The organism is Neorhizobium sp. S3-V5DH, from assembly GCF_004343065.1.
GTDB lineage: Bacteria > Pseudomonadota > Alphaproteobacteria > Rhizobiales > Rhizobiaceae > Neorhizobium > Neorhizobium huautlense.
Window position 1 is genome coordinate 86,057 of the sequence record NZ_SMCL01000017.1, and the last position, 17,692, is coordinate 103,748.

The window sequence follows — 17,692 nt, forward strand, 5'->3', positions numbered from 1 at the left end:
CATGAAATCGATCGTCATTCATTCCGCCAAGGACCTGCGTATCGAGGATAACGCCGTTGAAGCGCCGGGGCCGGGCGAGGTGGAAATCCGCCTCGCCGTCGGCGGTATCTGCGGATCGGACCTGCATTACTACAACCATGGCGGCTTCGGCACGGTGCGGCTGAAGGAACCGATGATCCTGGGGCATGAGGTATCTGGCCATGTCGCCGTGCTTGGCGAAGGCGTATCCGGCCTCGCGGTTGGCGATCTCGTCGCCGTATCGCCTTCGCGGCCCTGCGGAGCCTGTGACTACTGCCTGAAGGGCCTGCCGAACCATTGCTTCAACATGCGTTTCTACGGGTCGGCCATGCCCTTTCCGCATATCCAGGGCGCCTTTCGTGAGCGGCTCGTCGCCAAGGCCAGCCAGTGCGTGAAGGCTGAGGGTCTTTCGGCGGGGGAGGCTGCGATGGCCGAACCGCTGTCGGTGACGCTGCATGCCACCCGTCGCGCTGGAGAGATGCTCGGCAAGCGCGTGCTGATCACCGGCTGCGGTCCGATCGGCACGCTATCCATCCTCGCCGCAAGGCGGGCGGGTGCATCAGAAATCGTTGCGGCCGATCTGTCCGACCGAGCGCTGGGCTTTGCCCGGGCGGTCGGCGCGGATCGGACGATCGATCTTTCGGAAGATCGCGACGGACTTGTTCCCTTCAGCCAGAACAAGGGTACATTCGACGTCCTGTACGAATGCTCTGGCGCACAAGCGGCCCTGGCCGCCGGCATTCAGGCGCTCAGGTCGCGCGGCACGATCGTGCAGCTCGGCCTCGGAGGCGATATGAGCCTGCCGATGATGGTGATCACGGCAAAGGAACTGGACCTGCGGGGCTCCTTCCGTTTCCATGAGGAATTCGCCACGGCGGTGGCGCTGATGCAAGGCGGCCTGATCGATGTGAAGCCGCTGATCACCCACATGCTGCCGCTCTCCGATGCCCTCAAGGCATTCGAGATCGCCTCGGACAAGGGGCAGTCCATGAAGACGCAGATCGCATTTTCCTGAGAGCAATAGTAGGAAGAGACCGACGCGGTCTTCAGGCCGCCACTGCAAACAAAGAGACCAGCAGACCATGAGCATCCAACTCTTCGATCTCACCGGCAAGCGCGCCCTCGTCACCGGCTCCTCCCAGGGCATCGGGCTCGCGCTCGCACGCGGCCTCGCTGCCGCCGGCGCCGAGGTTGTCCTCAACGGCCGCGACGAGGCCAAGCTGGCCCTAGCCGCAAGGGAGATTGGGGCAAAACACACCCTTGCTTTCGATGCGACCGATCACGAGGCCGTGCGCCGGGCGGTCGATGCCTGCGAGGCGGAGGTCGGTGCGATCGACGTCCTGGTCAACAATGCCGGCATGCAGCACCGCACGCCGCTGGAGGACTTCCCGGCCGACGCTTTCGAGCGACTGCTGAAGACCAATATCTCCACCGTCTTCAATGTGGGCCAGGCGGTCGCCCGCCACATGATCGGGCGCGGTGCCGGCAAGATCATCAACATCGCCAGCGTGCAGACCGCTCTCGCCCGTCCCGGCATAGCCCCCTATACCGCCACAAAGGGCGCCGTGGGCAACCTGACCAAAGGCATGGCGACCGACTGGGCGAAATACGGGCTGCAATGCAATGCCATTGCGCCAGGCTATTTCGACACGCCGCTGAATGCCGCGCTGGTTGCCGATCCGGCCTTTTCCGCCTGGCTGGAGAAACGCACACCGGCGGGCCGCTGGGGCAAGGTGGAGGAACTGGTGGGCGCCTGCATCTTCCTTGCCTCCAACGCCTCCTCCTTCGTCAACGGACACGTGCTCTATGTCGACGGTGGTATCACAGCCTCGCTCTGATGTACCTCGGCGCATCCTGCTGATGGGCGTCGCCGGCTGCGGCAAGTCGGCGGTCGGCGCGGCGTTGGCCGCGCGCCTCGGTGCTATCTATCTCGATGGCGACGACCTGCACCCGTAGGCCAATATCGAGAAGGTGAGGCGCGGCGAGCCGTTGACCGACGAGGACCGCTGGCCCTGGCTCGGCGAGATCGGCTCGCGGCGGGCCGAGGCGGAAAGCACCTTGATCGTCGGCTGTTCGTCGCTCAAGCGGAGCTATCGCGACCGTATCCGGGCGAGGAAGGGTGCGCTGGTCGTCTTCGTGCACCTTTCTGGCACAAAGGACCTGATCGCCACCCGCATGGCGGCCCGCACCGGCCATTTCATGCCGACGGATCTGATTGAAAGCCAGTTCGCCACGCTGGAGCCGCCCGGCGTGGAGGAAGACGCCATCACCGTTAATGTAGCCAAGCCTTTGGAGGCAATTGTCGACCAAATTGTTGTGTTCTTTGACGCTCGGTAGCTGGTCTCGGGTTCATGGAGTTTTGGATGTGGCGACGAGCGTTAGCGCAAGGAGGATATCCCGCGGTTGCTTGTCTTTGCCCAGCGTCGGAAAAGAACGCTGGCATTGACGCCGCCAAAACCGAAACCGTTGGATATGGCATATTCAGCGTCCAGGGATCGCGCTTCGTTTGCGACAAAATCGATCCCGTCCGCTTCCGGATCCGGCGTGTTCAGGTTCAGTGTCGGCGGCGCGATCTGGTTTTTGAGCGCCAAAATCGTGAAGATGGCTTCCAGCCCGCCGGCCGCGCCGAGCAGGTGCCCCGTCGCAGACTTGGTTCCGCTGACAGCCACCGACTTTCTTTGGCCAAATACACTTTTGATAGCCTTGATTTCTCCGAGATCGCCAACCGGTGTAGAGGTCGCATGCGCGTTCAGATGACCAATCGCAGAAGGGGCAATGCCCGCTTGCGCGATGGCAATTTCCATTGCCCTGCGCGCGCCGCTTCCGTCTTCGGGACCGGAGGTGATGTGATGAGCATCGGCTGTCGTGCCGTACCCGACGAGTTCTGCAATCGGGGTCGCACCGCGAGCGAGAGCATGACTAAGGGCTTCTATAACGAGTATGCCCGCGCCCTCACCCATGACGAAGCCGTCGCGCAACGTATCGAAGGGACGTGATGCCTTGGCCGGCGTCTCGTTAAAGCCCGTTGATAGTGACCTTGCCGCCGCGAAACCGCCAAGGCTGACAATGTTCATACAGGCCTCAGTGCCACCACAAACCGCAATGTCGGCTTCATTGGACCTGATCAGTCTTGCGGCATCGCCGATCGCCTGAACCCCAGCGGCACATGCCGTCACGGGCGCTCCAAGCGGACCTTTGAAACCATGGCGGATCGAGACTTGTCCCGCTGCGAGATTGACGAGGAAAGACGGTATTGTGAATGGTGAAAGGCGGCGGACACCGCGGTGGTCGACGGTGCGTACCGCGTCGGTGATTGCTGGAAAGCCGCCGATACCGGACGCGATAATGGTCGCGGTTCTTAGCCGATCTTCATTCGATGCCGGCTTCCAATGTGCCTGCGCCAACGCCTCTTCAGCCGCTGCCAGTGCAAAGATGATGAAGCGGTCGACCTTCCGTTGATCCTTCGAGGGCAGGGTCCTGTCAGGATCAAATCCTCCTTCGGGGTCGTCAGCCAGAGAAGGGACCAAGCCTCCAATTTTCGACGGCAGATCCCCGACCACGTCGTCATCCAGTCGTCGAATGCCGCTTTGGCCTGCAAGAAGTCGCGACCAGGAGATATCGACGTTTGCTCCCAGGGGGCTGATGGCTCCCATTCCTGTTACAACGATACGGCGCATCTGTTTTCCACCTGTGTTTAATCCTAGAAATAGGCATGCCTCCGGCGTCCTACCGAATAACCGGTCGTTAACGTGGGACACGCGGTTCTCGCTATTTTTCAGATACTTGGGCGACTGAGGCTAGGCTAAATGCACCTACCGCCGCCCAGTACCAAGAAGCTGTCCGTTAGGCGCTGACATCGCGGCCAGCTATGCGCCGGACTTCACTTGCGGCTGAATCAAGAACACCGGATGACAATTCTTTATCCTCGATGATCCTGGACAACATTACTGCACCGACCATCATGGACAATATTGCCATGGCCTTGTCGGCGACCGCCGTTCCGTCGCTCTCGCCGATCATTTCTTCGAGCACCTCGAAATGTGCTCGGATGCCATCCTCAAACGGGCGCCGAACTTCGGCAGTTTGACGGGCAGCGTCGGAACCGAGAGCGACAAGCGGGCATCCTTCTGCCTTCTCGCCGCTATGATCTTTCGAGAGGTAGAACCTGATGACTGCCTCTAGTGGGTCTGACGTATCTGCTGCGGCAGCAGACCACCGGCGGGTCGCACTCTCAAGCGCGCGCCGCGAAGCCAGTGCGGCAAGATCGTCCTTCGATGCGAACTGCTTGTAGAATCCACCCTGGGTGAGGCCTGCACCCTTCATCAGGTCTTTCAGGCCGATCCCATCGAACCCGTGCTCTCGAAATAATCGGCTGGCGACAGTGATCACCCGTTCCCTGTTTTCTTCTGCCTGTGCGCGGCTCACTCTCATATGGACCTCATTTTAGATTTCATTTGACATCTATATTATTTTTAGAGTTAGGTTGCAATCTAATATTTTTGGAATGGCCGTCAAGAAGGGGCGATGAAATGAAACGGAAACTTGTTGTCACTGCAGCAGCAGTGCTGGCGCTGGCCGCAGGCGGAGCCGCAGCACTGCTGCTTCCGACGCAGGCACCCGAGGCAAAGGGTGCCGATCCCCGGACATTGGCGCCACTTGTCAACCTTGCGACGGCCCGACTGCCTGCCAATTCGAGCAGCAGCTTTACCGGAACCGTTGGTGCCCGGGTCCAGAGCAACCTCGGCTTTCGTGTCCCCGGCAAGATCGTTGAACGTTTTGTCGACGTCGGGGAGCAGGTAAGCGCTGGACAGCCATTGATGAGGCTTGACGAGACCGATCTTCGCCTTGCTCTGACCGCCAAGCGGAACGCTGTCATTGCAGCACAGGCGACATTTGTCCAAGCGAAAGCCGATGAGAAACGCTTCGCCGTGCTGGTGAAGACCTCTGCCGCTTCGACGCAGCAATATGAACGATCGAAGGCCCTGTTGGATACGGCGACGGCACAGTTGGCTGCCGCACAGGCGGACGCAAATGTAGCAGAAAACGAAGCGAAATATGCAGTTCTCGTTGCCGATGCAGACGGAACGATTGTCGAGACGCTTGGTGAACCCGGCCAGGTTGTGACGGCCGGGCAACCGGTAGTGCGGCTCGCGAAATCCGGTCCTCGCGAAGCCATCGTCTGGCTTCCTGAAACCATGCGTCCTGAAATCGGTGCTCAAGCTTCTGCGTCCATCTATGGCAGAAGCAACACGGAAAATGCCACCTTACGCCAAATCTCCGATTCTGCCGATCAACAGACCCGCACCTATGAAACGCGATGGGTGCTTGAAGGGGCTGCGGCCAATGCTCCACTGGGGGCGACCGTCACTATAGAAATCGAGAACAGAGATGCACAGAACCACGCCGAACTGCCGATCGGTGCCCTTCTGGACGACGGTACGCGCACAGGCGTGTGGATCATTGATCAGCAAACATCGGCCGTGACGTTTCGTGATGTGAAGGTCGAACGGCTGAGCGAAGAGAATGTGGTCCTTACGAACGTTAAGCCCGGAGAGGCAGTTGTTGCCCTCGGCGCACATCTTCTGAAGGATGGAGCGTCGGTTCGCACCAGCCTTGAGACAGAAAAGGCAGCAAACTGATGAACTTCAATCTGTCCGCTCTGGCCGTTCGTGAACGTGCCGTCACGCTCTTCTTCATCGTTCTCTTGTCGCTCGCCGGTGCGTATGCCTTCGTCAAGTTAGGCCGCGCGGAAGACCCCTCCTTTACCATCAAGACATTGACGGTCACGACTGTCTGGCCGGGCGCAACCGCACGCGAGATGCAGGATCTCGTTGCCGAGCCGCTGGAGAAACGCATTCAGGAATTGGCATGGTACGACCGTGTCGAGACAACGACGCGTCCCGGCTTTGCCTATCTTACCGTTACGCTCAAGGACAATACGCCACCAAGCGCCGTCGCCGAAGAATTTTATCAGGCGCGCAAGAAGCTCGGCGATGAAGCCAGAAACCTGCCGCAGGGTGTTCTGGGGCCATTCGTGAACGACGAATATTCTGACGTCAGCTTCGGCCTTTACGCTCTCAAGGCGCAGGGCATGCCAATGCGCGATCTCGTCCGGGAAGCGGAAAAGATCAGGCAGGACATGCTTCATGTGCCAGGCGTAAAGAAAATCAACATTCTGGGTGAGCAGCAAGAGCAGATATTCGTCGAGTTTTCATACGAGAAACTTGCGACACTTGGCATCTCTCCGCAGGATGTTGCCGCAGCGCTTCAACGGCGTAACACGGTAACGCCGGCAGGTTCTATCGACACGCAGGGTCCCCAAGTTTTCATCCGTTTCGACGGCGCGTATGACAGCATACAGTCTATCGCCGATACGCCTATTGTCGCCTCGGGGCGCGCGCTAAAACTTTCGGACATTGCAGAGGTTCGTCGCGGCTATCAGGAGCCGTCAACTTACCTCATTCGCCACAATGGCGAACCGACCATCATGCTCGGTGTTGTCATGCAGCAAGGCTGGAACGGTCTCGAGCTCGGCAAAGCCCTGGAACAACGCTCCAGCCAAATCGCGCAATCGCTGCCACTTGGCATTACGCTGACGAAGGTGAGTGATCAGGCTGTCAATATTGATGCGGCCGTTGGCGAGTTCATGATGAAATTTGCTATGGCTCTGGGCGTCGTGCTGTTCGTCAGCCTTATTGCACTTGGCTGGCGGGTGGGCATTGTCGTTGCACTCGCCGTGCCGCTGACGCTTGCCGTCGTCTTCATTATCATGCTGGAGAGTGGACGCTTCTTCGACCGCATCACGCTTGGCGCGTTGATCCTGGCGCTCGGTCTTCTGGTGGATGACGCGATCATCGCCATCGAAGTCATGGTTGTGAAGATGGAAGAGGGCATGGACCGAATCGGGGCGGCTGCCTATGCCTGGAGCCATACTGCGGCGCCTATGCTATCGGGCACGCTTGTGACCATTATCGGCCTGATGCCGGTCGGTTTTGCCGCCTCCGCAGCGGGTGAATATGCCGGCAATATCTTCTGGATCGTCGGTTTTGCTCTGATCGTATCCTGGTTCGTCGCGGTGATCTTCACCCCCTATCTCGGCATTAAGCTGCTCCCCTATATCAAGCCTGTGGCAGGCGGCCATCATGCGATCTACGATACGCCGAACTACAGGCGGCTGCGCGGCGCGATCGAATTCACCGTCAAGCACAAATTCCTGACCTGCGCTGTCGTTGGCGTCGTTATGGCACTTTCCGTTGTCGGAATGGGTGCGCTGAAGCAGCAGTTCTTCCCGACCTCTGACCGCCCTGAGGTTCTTGTCGAAGTCCGCATGCCTGAAGGCACGAGCATCGAAACGACGACAGCCACGGTCAAGAAGCTTGAAGACTGGCTGAAGCAGCAGCCCGAAACGAAGATCGCGACCAGCTACATCGGTCAAGGTGCGCCCCGATTCTTCTTTGCAATGGCGCCTGAGCTGCCCGATCCGGCCTTTGCAAAGATCGTTGTTCTGACGCCCGACGCCCATGAGCGCGAGGTGCTGAAACTGCGTCTGCGGGAAGCCGTTGCGCAAGGGCTGGCGCCCGAAGCATTCGTTCGTGTGACGCAACTCGTCTTCGGCCCCTACACGCCGTTTCCTGTGGAATTCCGGATCAAGGGGCCGGACGCCGAAGAGCTGTACAAAATCTCCGAGCAGGCCCTTGCTCTCATGACTTCGGTACCTGACGTCAGAAACGCCAACCGCGACTGGGGTAACCGCACACCTGTTGTCAGGTTCGTTCCTGACCAGGATCGCCTGAACCTTATTGGCATGTCCAGTGCCGAGGCTGCCCAGCAAATACAGCTCCTGCTGAGTGGTGTGCCGGTTACGCAAGTCCGTGAGAACATCCGAAATGTTCCTGTCGTGGCCAGAAGCGCGGGTGAAATCCGCCTCGACCCAGCAAGGCTCGCCGACTTTTCGCTTGTCACGAGAGAGGGTCGGACAATCCCGCTCGACCAGATCGGCCACACGGAGGTGCGCTTCGAAGAGCCGATCCTCAAGCGCCGTGACCGAACGCCTGTGGTAACCGTGAGGTCCGACATCAACGAGGCGACCCAACCGCCAGAAGTCGCCCAGCAGGTTATGAAAGCGTTCGAACCTCTCATTGCGTCACTTCCGGCGAGCTATAGCATCGAGATGGGCGGCAATATCGAGGAGTCACTTAAGGCCAATACGGCCTTGGTAAAGGTGTTCCCGCTCATGATAGCTGCAACCCTGATCGTCATTATCCTTCAGGTACGCAGCCTATCGACGATGACGATGGTGATGCTGACAGCCCCGCTCGGTCTCGCAGGCGTGGTGCCGACGCTCATCCTCTTCAATCAGCCCTTCGGCTTCAACGCGATCCTGGGTCTCATCGGTCTGGCGGGCATCCTCATGCGCAACACGCTGATCCTGACCGAGCAGATCAAGGAGAACAAGGCGGCAGGTCGGGATGACTATCATGCGGTGATCGAAGCAACGGTTCAAAGAACAAGGCCCGTCATCCTCACGGCGCTTGCCGCAGTCCTCGCCTTCATTCCCCTGACGCATTCGGTTTTCTGGGGTTCGATGGCCTACACGCTGATCGGCGGAACGGCAGTCGGGACGTTTATCATCCTGCTCTTCCTGCCTGCACTCTATGCAGCATGGTTTCGCATCAAGCCGCCAAAAGCGGAAGGATCTTCGACGACCGGCGCGGACGTCCCCAGACCTCAGCACGCATTGGCCGCCGAATAGACAAGGTATCTCCCGCAGGAACCCCTGCGGGAGATATATCCTAGAGGCAGGCACGGCGTTGGGGGGCAAGCCCCCACTCGGGTCTCGTCGCAGTCATGATGAGAAGGAAACCGCAATGAACCCTGTAGTATCAGTATTCAGACATCCTCCTGATGGTGGCAGGGGGTACCACCGCGACACACGCGTCAGATGGGCGCTTGAGGAGGTCGGTCAGCCGTATAGTTTGAGGTATGTTACCTTCTCTGAAATGCGTCGCCCCGACTATATGCAACTGCAACCGTTCGGTCAGATGCCGGTTTATCAAGAGGGGGATTTGACCCTCTTCGAATCGGGCGCCATTGTACTTCACATAGCACAGCGTTTTGCCGGCCTGCTTCCAGGGGGGCCAGATGCCCGCTCCCGGTCCATCATGTGGATGTTTGCCGCCGTTAACACAATCGAGCCATGCATCGCTTCAGGCAGTGTCGGGTATCTTGAGCAGAGGCTTCAACAACTCGCCCTGGTCCTTGGCGAGAAGACATGGTTTGAAGGCGAAGACTTCAGCGTTGGCGATCTGATGATGGTTAGCGTTCTGCGACCACTGAAGGATTCGGACATTCTGAAGCAGAGCAGGCGTCTGCAGAATTACGTGGCCTGCGGCGAGGAAAGAGAAGCGTTCCAACGCGCTCTGAATGCGCCCCCATCAGTGAGGAGAACATCAGGGAGATCAGACGAAAATCTGTCGGTGGAAAATTTCGCTCTTTAACGGGAATCCGCATGATTCGGGTTCTTTTTCTTGCGGCGATTGGCAATTCAGGAAGCAGCAAAGGAAGAAACTCCTTTTTCCTCTTCGCCGCACCATCGATCCGTTTGAGGTAAGTAACCTGAGTTTGAGTTATTTAGAGGTCTGATCAGGATGACGCAAATTCGTATCGGTCAACTGCGTTCGCTGATCACTGAGTGTCACTAACGAACCGATGATGCGGCGTGGTTGCCTGTGCTGCGACACCATCGAAAGCAGGTCCCGCCTGGAAACAAACCAAGACTTACGGCTGCCAACAACCAAAAGCGTGGGAGAGATCAGCCCAGCGAGCGGGAAGCCGACCGGCGCTAAACTGATTTTGGAGATCAGGCTGAGCCGCCGCAGATAGCTTGCCGCGCCTTGTAACTCGCTGCTATATCGGTTGCGGGATTGCCAGCCCTTCCACCAAGGTGGCGATGGCTGCGTCTAGCGGCGCCGATCCGACCTTTTCCGGCACCAGAAGTCCATCGATCGCCAGCAAGGTGATGCCGTGAATAAGCGCCCATGCGGCGGTCGCCTGCCCCCTAACTGGCCGCTTGCGAATGGTCCCGGCGTCCTGACCGCGACTGAGCATGTCCAACACTATGTCGAATACCGCAAGCGCTCTTTGATCGAGATGCATTCCCACGGAGCGTCCCTCCTCCGCGCTGAACATCAGGCGATACAGGGCCGGGTTATCGGTGCCAAAGGCGACATATGCCAGGGATATTGGCATGATTTCTTCGAACAGAGATTGGGGGGCTTCGGGTTTCGCTCCCGCTAGCGCCTCGCGTAGTCGATCGAATCCAATCATGGCGAGTTCGACGAGCAGAGCAGCTTTGTCCGGAAAGTGTTTGTAGGGCGCGGCGTGGCTGACGCCAGCCCGACGGGCGACCTCTCGCAGCGTAAACTGCCAGTTCTTTTCATCGCGGAGGATGTCTAGTCCCGTTTCAATGATCGTGCGGCGGAGATCACCGTGGTGATAGGGGCGGTTTTGAACGTCCGTCATGGCTTTAAGTTTCTCGTGACTACATTGTTGACAGGGGTAACATTGCGACCTATATAGATCTCAATGTTTCTTTTGTCTACATCGGGGTGTGCCATGAACGCCATAGAAAAAATTACAGACGCCGAGCGTATGGGCCGCATCCTCGCTGCCCAGCGAACCGCATTTTTGCGCGACGGTGCAACATCGCTTGCCGAGCGGCGTGCCTCTCTCGCCAAACTCAAGAGTGCCCTGATCAGCCGGCGGCAAATGTTCGAGGCGGCGATCTCGTCCGACTTCGGTCACCGGGCCCGACAGGAGACAGCCATCATGGAAATCTACGGGGTCGTCGGCGGCATTGACTATCTCCACAAGAACCTGCGCCGCTTCATGAAGCCTGAGCGACGTCATGTTGCCCTTCACATGCAGTTTGGGCGCGCCCGGATCGACTATCAGCCGCTTGGAGTGGTTGGTGTCATCTCGCCATGGAACTATCCCGTTCAGCTGTCTCTGATGCCGTTGATTACCGCGGTTGCTGCGGGAAACCGCGTCATGCTCAAGCCGTCGAATGTGACGCCTGCCACCAATGCCCTCATCGCTTCGATGCTCGGAGAAATCTTTACTGAGGAACAGGTCGCGCTCGTCGAGGGCGACGGTCCGGTCTTTTCTTCACTTGCCTTTGATCACCTCGTTTTCACCGGCAGTACCGCCGTAGGGCGCGCGGTGATGAAGGCGGCGAGCGACAATCTCGTACCCGTAACCCTGGAGCTTGGCGGGAAGTCCCCGGCAATCGTCGCCAAGGGCGGTGTTCAGGATCGTTTTGTGTCAGACATCGTTTGGGGGAAGCTCCTCAGTGGCGGGCAGACCTGCATCGCACCTGACTATGCGATGGTCCATGAGTCCGAAGTCGATACGTTTGTCGCGAGTTTCGACAGGCTGGTAAAGGCGGCCTATCCCGGCGGTCCGACCAGCGAGGACTATACGTCGATTGTCAACGACCGGCAGTATGGGACTCTTATCGACTTGATCGAGGATGCCCGAGCCCATGGCGCGCAGATTATCGAGGTCGGCCACCAGCCGGGCGAGGCCGCCCGCCGTCCGCATACGCTCGCGCCGACGGTTGTGCTGGGCGTCACCGACGAAATGAAGATCGCCCACCAGGAGATATTCGGTCCGATCCTGCCGGTTTTTCCCTATCGTAAAATCGGTGAAGCGATCGACTATGTAAACGCCCGTCCCCGACCGCTCGCACTTTATTACTTCGGTGGAGACTCTGCGGAACGGCGAGAGGTGCTCGACCGCACCACATCGGGCAACGTCACGATCAACGGCACGATTATGCACGTGGCGCAGGATGACCTGCCATTCGGCGGTATCGGCGAAAGCGGCATCGGCGCCTATCACGGCATCGAGGGCTTCAGGCGACTGAGCCATGCCAAGGGCATCTATGAGCAGGGGCGGTGGAACATCGTGAAACTGCTCCAGCCCCCATACGGAATACTGGCCGAACGGATCCTCAAGGTCCTACTCCGATGAAAGTTCGAACTCAAAGGGCGTGCTCGGGGAGCTTCGCTTTCGCCGACACGCCACGTCACGAAGCGATCGAAAGGATAATTCAATGCAAAACGTTACTCACGCTCAAACCTCAAAGACATTCGCAGGGAAATCGCATTCCGGCGCCGCAAGGCGCGCGCTGATCACCGGTGCATCCAGTGGCATGGGCCTCGAATATGCCGACCTTCTGGCAGCACAGAAGATCAATCTGGTGCTCGCAGCCCGGCGAAGGGAGCCGATGGAAAAGATCGCTGCTGAGCTTCGCCAGAAATACGGAGTAGAGGTCGTTGTTGAACCAATCGATCTCGCAGTCCCTGGCGCTGCCGCTCAGTTGAAAAACAGTCTGGACGGCAAGTCGCTGCAGATCGATATCCTGGTGAACAACGCGGGCTATGGGCTGCATGGGGACTTTCTGGACACCACCTTGGAGCGCACGACCGATATGATACAGCTCAATATCACGGCGGTAACAGAACTCAGCTTTATCTTTGGGCAGGACATGGCAGCCCGCGGAGATGGACAGATTCTCCTCATTGCAAGCATTCTATCCTTCCAACCTGTTCCTGGGTTTGCCGCCTATGCCGCTACCAAGGCCTACGTTCTTTCCTTCGGAGAAGCACTTCACCACGAGCTGCGCCCTCGCGGCGTCACTGTTACCTGTCTTTGCCCCGGCCACACAGAAACTGGATTTGATGCAGCCGCCAGCGCGCCGGTGTCGCCAGTGCTACGTTTTCTGACGATGAAGGCGCGTCCGACCGCTGAAACCGGTCTGCGGGCGCTGGCGAAAGGAAAAGCATCCGTCCTCCCAGGGTTCATGAACAACATCATTGTGTTTTCAAATCGCCTGACACCTCGCTCGATGCAGCGATCCGTCATGAAAAGCGTCACGGGGGGATGATGTATTGAGGTGAGGCGGCGGGGTATCCGTCGCCTACCGCCTCGCTACTTTTCAACGCGGGTTCCCGGCCGCCGTGTCTGGCTCTAAGGCTAAAGGTTACTTTATTCCATCCTTCCTAGGTATTCAGCTGTGCTTAATACCCCTTTAACTTTAATAACTATCTGAAGGTTCAGCCTCTCACTAGATTTCACTTTTGGGAGGACTACTGGATGCTAGATAAAAAATACGGTCTGTTGCCGTTGCTCCCGTACGTCGATGCTCGTGTCGTGGGGATGGGTGACGATGGACAGCAATAAGACGGCGCTGATCTCGGTTCGAAATTTGATGAAGGGTTTCGGGGCCACGAAGGTGCTCCGCGGCGTCAACTTTACCGTACTCCCGGGCGAGATTCACGCCCTTCTGGGTGGTAATGGTGCTGGCAAGAGCACGATGATCCGGATCATCACGGGTGCCGTGCGCAAGGACGATGGCGACGTTGTGCTGGCATCACCGAGGGGCGGCATTCCGAAAATCGCGGTGGTGCACCAGGAGCTCGCCCTTCTTCCCGACCTGACCGTCGCCGAGAATATCGCGCTTGTCCACGCCGCATCGGCGGCAACACTGGTGCGCAACCGGTCGCAAGCTGCCCGGGCGCATGAGGCCCTTTGTCTGATCGACCCCCATCTCGCCCATCACGCCCTGCATCGCAAGGCGTCGGAACTCTCGATGCACGAGGGGCAGATCGTGGAAATCGCGCGGGCTCTCTCCACGGGCGCCGAAGTCCTACTTCTGGACGAGCCGACCGCCAACCTTACGGCAGGCGAAACCGAGCGACTATTCGTTGTCCTGCGGCGGCTGGCGACTGAGAAGAATATTGGCATCGTCTTCGTGTCGCATCGCATGAAGGAGATCCGGCAGCTCTGCGATGTCTGCACGATCATTCGCGACGGCATGACCGTCATCGATGCTCTGCCGTTGACCCACTTGAGTGACAACGAGATCATTCATCAGATGGGGCAACCGACAGAGCGCAGCGTCGAGCGCGACAAGCGGGTGCTCGACCAGGCGGGAGGCGGTGTCGTCTTGCGCGGACCCGAGACCTCCGTCCCCGTCCTGAAGGGCCAGATCCTTGGTCTTGCCGGTGCACCTGCCGGGCCGTCGCGCTTGATTGCAGTGCTGAACGGAACAGCCGCCAATGCAGATTGGGAGGTCGACGCTAAGGATTGGCCGAAGCGACCCACATCGCCGCGTCAGGCGGTGCAACTGGGAATCGGCCACGTGTCCGGTGATCGACGTCTAAAGGGCGTGCTTTCCCAACTGCCGATTGTCGACAACGTGCTGGCATCCCGACGGGTGCGCGAAGGTCGCCATCTGGTCCGCGGCTCCGAGCGTGACGAGTGCCTCGGTCTCGTCAAGGCGCTGAAGCTCAAGGCAGGCTCGATCTGGGATCTGCCGTCGACGCTCTCCGGGGGCAACCAGCAGAAGCTGCTCGTCGCGCGCTGGCTCGGTATGCCTCTGAAGATGGTGGTCTTCGAAGAGCCGACCCGGGGCGTCGACATCGGCACCAAACGCGAAATCTACGAGCTCATCCGCAACATGGCCGGGCAGGGCACCATCGTCGTGTGGTGGTCGACCGAAAATGTCGAGCTGCTCGAGCTCTGCGACGAAATCCTCGCCTTCGACACGGAAGGCCGCGCCAAAGGACTGCTCCCACAGGATCAGTTCAACGAAGACGCACTGGCTGACCTGACGGGAATGGCCGCATGACGACGAAAGCAACATCCATGACCTCGAATGACAAAACGGCGCCGCCGCCGAAGTCGCCTTCACTCCTGTCCGTCTACCGGTCGGAACTCGCCATCGCCATTGCCTGTGTCGTTCTGCTTGTCGGCGTCGGCTTCTTCGTGCCGGCTGCCCTGTCTTCCGGCAATTTTGCCAATATCCTCCAGGCCTCGGCTCCCCTTGTCATCATGTCGCTTGGCGTGTTGATCGTCATCATCACCGGCGGCATCGATCTGTCTGTGGGCTCCATCTTCTCGCTGACGGGCATGGTGACGGCTCTCGCCATGGCGAACGGGTTCAGTGATATCAGCGCAAGTCTTGCCGGGCTGGGTGTCGGGATTGTGTTCGGATCGATAAACGGGGCACTGATCACCCTGGTGGGGCTTGCGCCCTTCGTCGTCACCCTGATCACCTATGCGGTTGCGGCATCACTGGCCTTCATCGTGACCAACGGCCGCTCGCTCGGCGTGAACTCGCCAGACTACTGGCTGTTCAACAGCGGTGAATTCATACCGGGCCTGCCGAACTTCATCCTGTTCTGTCTGATTTTCACCGTGGCGCTGGAATTCGTGCTGCGCAAGGTGACGGCCGGACGCTGGTTCTATTCGGTCGGCAGCTCACCCATGGCCGCCTATCTGCTCGGTATTCCGGTCAAGCGCACGCGCTTCGCGGCCTATGTAATTTCGGGCACGATGGCGTCCTTCGCCGGCCTCTTGACCGTCAGCTACATTCTCAATGCAGAGGCGACGGCGGGAGCGTCCCTCATGCTTCAGGCGATCGCCGCCGTCGTCATCGGCGGGGCTAGCCTCTCTGGCGGATCAGGGTCCGCCATCGGTGCCGTGCTCGGCGCCCTGATGATCACGATCATTCAGAACGGGGTCAATCTCATCGGCATCAACAGTTTCTGGCAGGGATCCGTGACGGGGCTCGCAATCCTCGTCGCCGTGCTCATTGACAGGTTCAGTCATCGATAATCACTCAAGGAGGAGGAGAAAGATGAAAACGATCGTTAAAGCAATTGCCATGGCCGCAGCCGTGCTTGTCGCACAGGGGGCTCACGCACAAGACAAGAAGTTTACGGTGGCCTATATCGCACCGTCGCTAGACATCGACTACTGGCAGTGGGTTGCACATGGCGTGCAGCAGAAGGCCAAGGAGCTGGGCATGGACTATGTCGAGTACACCTCGGAAAACTCACCGGCCAAGCAGATGGACAACGCCCGCGTTGCCGTCACCCGTGGTGTCAACGCCATCGTCATCGGTCCGGTCAGCTCGACCTCAACCCCGCCGCTTCTGAACTATCTTGCGCAGCAGAAAGTCCCGATCGCTTTCGCTGGCATTGGCCCGCAGCCCGGCGAGACCAAGTTCACCTCTTCGGTCACGGCCAATAACTACGAAACCGGTCTTGCCCAGGGCAAGTACACTTGCGAACTCGCCAAGGAGCGCGGTGGCTCGGAAGTCGGCATGCTCTCCCTGCCGCAGGACCGTGAAAACGCGCAGAAGTATCTGAAGGGCGCTCAGGAAGCCTTCAACGCCAATGGCTGTCAGCTCGTGCAGATGCTGGAAACCAAGGGCTTGACGATCAACGAGGCCGTCACACAGGCGAACGACTTGTTGACCGCCCATCCCAAGGTCAAGGCAATCTATGGCATGTATGACCAGGCGGGCACGGGCGCTGCCAAGGCCCTCGCAACCCGCGGCCTAAAGGGCAAGATCGGCGTCACCGTTGCAGATGGCAGCCCGACGACCATCCAACTGCTGAAGGACGGCGCCATCCAGGGCATTTTCTTCCAGGAAGCTGTCGGTCAGGGCATGGATGCGACGGAGCAAGTGTACAAGGCTCTGAAGGGTGAAAAGACAACGCAGAACATGGCGCTCGTGATGCCGCTGGTGAAGGCTGCCGACATCGACTCCGAGGACGCGAAAAAGGTGATTGCGCGCGTTTTCCCGCAGTGATCCATTCGACCGGAGGTATCAAAGATGCCTCCGGTCCCTCCGGTTTCCGGCTCACCTCTCTCTCTGATCGGCATCGCGATGAACGACATTCCCTTGATCGATCCCCATCACCATCTGTGGGACATCACCAACAACTACTATCCCTGGCTGAACGATGGCGCTAAGCCGTCAGCCTTCGGGGATTACTCGGCCATCATTCACGACTATCTGATCGAGGACTTCCTCGAGGATGCGAAGAACCAGAACCTGGTCAAATCTGTGCATCTCGACGTCGGTTACGATCCCAAAGATCCGGTGGGCGAAACGCGATGGCTACAGGACATCGCCGATCGCTGCGGCTTCCCTCACGGGATCGTCGGCTATGCGGATTTTCGCAAAGCTGATGTGGCCGACCTTCTGGATGAACACATGCAGTTCAAGAACTTTCGCGGTATCCGGCAGTCGATGAATTTTCACACCGACCCCGCCAAGACTTATCTGGATCGAGCTGAGGTCAGCCGCGCCCCGGAATGGCGCCGCGGTTTCAAGGAACTGGTGAAGCGTAACCTCTCCTACGATCTGCAACTCTACTACTGGCAGATGGAAGAGTTCTTCGAACTGGCGCGCGATTTCCCCGATACGCAGATCATCCTCAACCATACCGGCATGCAGGTGGATGGTCCGTCTCATTTTGACGGCTGGCGCAAGAGCATGCAAAAGCTTGCTGAGGCTCCCAACGTCGCCTGCAAGATCTCCGGCCTCGGGATGGGTGACTTCACCTGGACGACGGAATCAATTCGTCCTTACGTCGAGTCGGCGATCGAGATCTTCGGAGTGGATCGCTGCATGTTTGCGTCGAACTTCCCCGTCGACAAGCTGTTCTCCTCGTATGACGCCATTTTCAATGCCTTCAACGAGATTACGGCAAGCTATACGCTGGAGGATCGCATGAAGCTTTTCCACGACAATGCGGAAAAGTTCTACCGGATCTGAACCTTGCATCAGCAGGTGCATGTAACCTCCCAAGGT

General features: G+C 58.8%; 14 protein-coding genes and 1 pseudogene. 12 read left to right on the top strand and 3 right to left on the bottom strand.

What is annotated here, in order from left to right; genetic code table 11:
• The first annotated feature begins 1 nt into the window (after position 1).
• The 3 genes and pseudogenes from EDE09_RS20660 (at position 2) to EDE09_RS20670 (ending at position 2,355) form a co-directional block, all read left to right on the top strand.
• Positions 2–1,033, top strand: a complete 1,032-nt coding sequence (locus EDE09_RS20660) for an L-idonate 5-dehydrogenase (RefSeq protein WP_105374694.1) — start codon at positions 2–4, stop codon at positions 1,031–1,033.
• A gap of 67 nt (positions 1,034–1,100) precedes the next feature.
• A complete protein-coding gene (locus EDE09_RS20665) occupies positions 1,101–1,856 on the top strand; it encodes an SDR family oxidoreductase (RefSeq protein WP_132412729.1) in 756 nt (251 codons plus the stop codon).
• A gap of 22 nt (positions 1,857–1,878) precedes the next feature.
• Positions 1,879–2,355 (top strand): annotated as a pseudogene (locus EDE09_RS20670) (gluconokinase).
• A gap of 41 nt (positions 2,356–2,396) precedes the next feature.
• Here EDE09_RS20670 and fabF read toward each other — a convergent pair.
• Positions 2,397–3,695, bottom strand: a complete 1,299-nt coding sequence (fabF, locus tag EDE09_RS20675) for a beta-ketoacyl-ACP synthase II (protein WP_132412731.1) — start codon at positions 3,693–3,695, stop codon at positions 2,397–2,399.
• A gap of 166 nt (positions 3,696–3,861) precedes the next feature.
• Entirely contained in the window at positions 3,862–4,449 is a 588-nt protein-coding gene (locus tag EDE09_RS20680) for a TetR/AcrR family transcriptional regulator (RefSeq protein ID WP_105374691.1), read from the bottom strand.
• 98 nt (positions 4,450–4,547) lie between these two features.
• On the opposite strand from EDE09_RS20680, the gene EDE09_RS20685 reads away from it, so the two are divergent.
• The 3 genes from EDE09_RS20685 (at position 4,548) to EDE09_RS20695 (ending at position 9,515) form a co-directional block, all read left to right on the top strand.
• Complete coding sequence (locus EDE09_RS20685; protein WP_132412733.1) at positions 4,548–5,657, top strand: efflux RND transporter periplasmic adaptor subunit; 1,110 nt, start codon at positions 4,548–4,550, stop codon at positions 5,655–5,657.
• Entirely contained in the window at positions 5,657–8,770 is a 3,114-nt protein-coding gene (locus EDE09_RS20690; RefSeq protein ID WP_132412735.1) for an efflux RND transporter permease subunit, read from the top strand. Before EDE09_RS20685 ends, EDE09_RS20690 begins: the two co-directional genes overlap by 1 nt.
• 115 nt (positions 8,771–8,885) lie before the next feature.
• Positions 8,886–9,515 (top strand): glutathione S-transferase family protein, encoded by a 630-nt coding sequence (locus EDE09_RS20695; protein ID WP_132412737.1) that lies wholly within the window; start codon positions 8,886–8,888, stop codon positions 9,513–9,515.
• 409 nt (positions 9,516–9,924) lie between these two features.
• Here EDE09_RS20695 and EDE09_RS20700 read toward each other — a convergent pair whose 3' ends face one another.
• Positions 9,925–10,539, bottom strand: a complete 615-nt coding sequence (locus EDE09_RS20700; protein WP_132412739.1) for a TetR/AcrR family transcriptional regulator — start codon at positions 10,537–10,539, stop codon at positions 9,925–9,927.
• Positions 10,540–10,632: 93 nt separating this feature from the next.
• On the opposite strand from EDE09_RS20700, the gene EDE09_RS20705 reads away from it, so the two are divergent.
• From EDE09_RS20705 to EDE09_RS20730, 6 genes are all read left to right on the top strand, one after another.
• Entirely contained in the window at positions 10,633–12,051 is a 1,419-nt protein-coding gene (locus tag EDE09_RS20705; RefSeq protein WP_132412741.1) for a coniferyl aldehyde dehydrogenase, read from the top strand.
• An 82-nt stretch (positions 12,052–12,133) separates the two neighbouring features.
• Entirely contained in the window at positions 12,134–12,967 is an 834-nt protein-coding gene (locus EDE09_RS20710; RefSeq protein ID WP_132412765.1) for an SDR family oxidoreductase, read from the top strand.
• A gap of 282 nt (positions 12,968–13,249) precedes the next feature.
• Positions 13,250–14,713 carry a sugar ABC transporter ATP-binding protein gene (locus EDE09_RS20715; protein WP_105374684.1) on the top strand — a complete coding sequence of 488 codons (1,464 nt, stop codon included), beginning with the start codon at positions 13,250–13,252 and terminating at the stop codon, positions 14,711–14,713.
• Positions 14,714–14,730: 17 nt separating this feature from the next.
• Complete coding sequence (locus EDE09_RS20720) at positions 14,731–15,702, top strand: ABC transporter permease (protein ID WP_105374714.1); 972 nt, start codon at positions 14,731–14,733, stop codon at positions 15,700–15,702.
• A gap of 22 nt (positions 15,703–15,724) precedes the next feature.
• On the top strand, positions 15,725–16,684 hold the full coding sequence (locus EDE09_RS20725) for a substrate-binding domain-containing protein (RefSeq protein ID WP_105374683.1): 960 nt from the start codon (positions 15,725–15,727) through the stop codon (positions 16,682–16,684).
• 78 nt (positions 16,685–16,762) lie between these two features.
• Entirely contained in the window at positions 16,763–17,656 is an 894-nt protein-coding gene (locus EDE09_RS20730) for an amidohydrolase (protein ID WP_132412767.1), read from the top strand.
• Positions 17,657–17,692: the final 36 nt, after the last annotated feature.

Bases quoted from the DNA above. Each gene is read 5' to 3' on its own strand.
- EDE09_RS20695 (WP_132412737.1), top strand. From the start codon at position 8,886: ATGAACCCTGTAGTATCAGTATTCAGACATCCTCCTGATGGTGGCAGG.
- EDE09_RS20705 (WP_132412741.1), top strand. From the start codon at position 10,633: ATGAACGCCATAGAAAAAATTACAGACGCCGAGCGTATGGGCCGCATC.
- EDE09_RS20685 (WP_132412733.1), top strand. From the start codon at position 4,548: ATGAAACGGAAACTTGTTGTCACTGCAGCAGCAGTGCTGGCGCTGGCC.
- EDE09_RS20660 (WP_105374694.1), top strand. From the start codon at position 2: ATGAAATCGATCGTCATTCATTCCGCCAAGGACCTGCGTATCGAGGAT.
- EDE09_RS20680 (WP_105374691.1), bottom strand. From the start codon at position 4,449: ATGAGAGTGAGCCGCGCACAGGCAGAAGAAAACAGGGAACGGGTGATC.
- EDE09_RS20730 (WP_132412767.1), top strand. From the start codon at position 16,763: ATGAACGACATTCCCTTGATCGATCCCCATCACCATCTGTGGGACATC.
- EDE09_RS20725 (WP_105374683.1), top strand. From the start codon at position 15,725: ATGAAAACGATCGTTAAAGCAATTGCCATGGCCGCAGCCGTGCTTGTC.
- fabF (WP_132412731.1), bottom strand. From the start codon at position 3,695: ATGCGCCGTATCGTTGTAACAGGAATGGGAGCCATCAGCCCCCTGGGA.
- EDE09_RS20720 (WP_105374714.1), top strand. From the start codon at position 14,731: ATGACCTCGAATGACAAAACGGCGCCGCCGCCGAAGTCGCCTTCACTC.
- EDE09_RS20690 (WP_132412735.1), top strand. From the start codon at position 5,657: ATGAACTTCAATCTGTCCGCTCTGGCCGTTCGTGAACGTGCCGTCACG.
- EDE09_RS20710 (WP_132412765.1), top strand. From the start codon at position 12,134: ATGCAAAACGTTACTCACGCTCAAACCTCAAAGACATTCGCAGGGAAA.
- EDE09_RS20715 (WP_105374684.1), top strand. From the start codon at position 13,250: ATGGACAGCAATAAGACGGCGCTGATCTCGGTTCGAAATTTGATGAAG.
- EDE09_RS20700 (WP_132412739.1), bottom strand. From the start codon at position 10,539: ATGACGGACGTTCAAAACCGCCCCTATCACCACGGTGATCTCCGCCGC.
- EDE09_RS20665 (WP_132412729.1), top strand. From the start codon at position 1,101: ATGAGCATCCAACTCTTCGATCTCACCGGCAAGCGCGCCCTCGTCACC.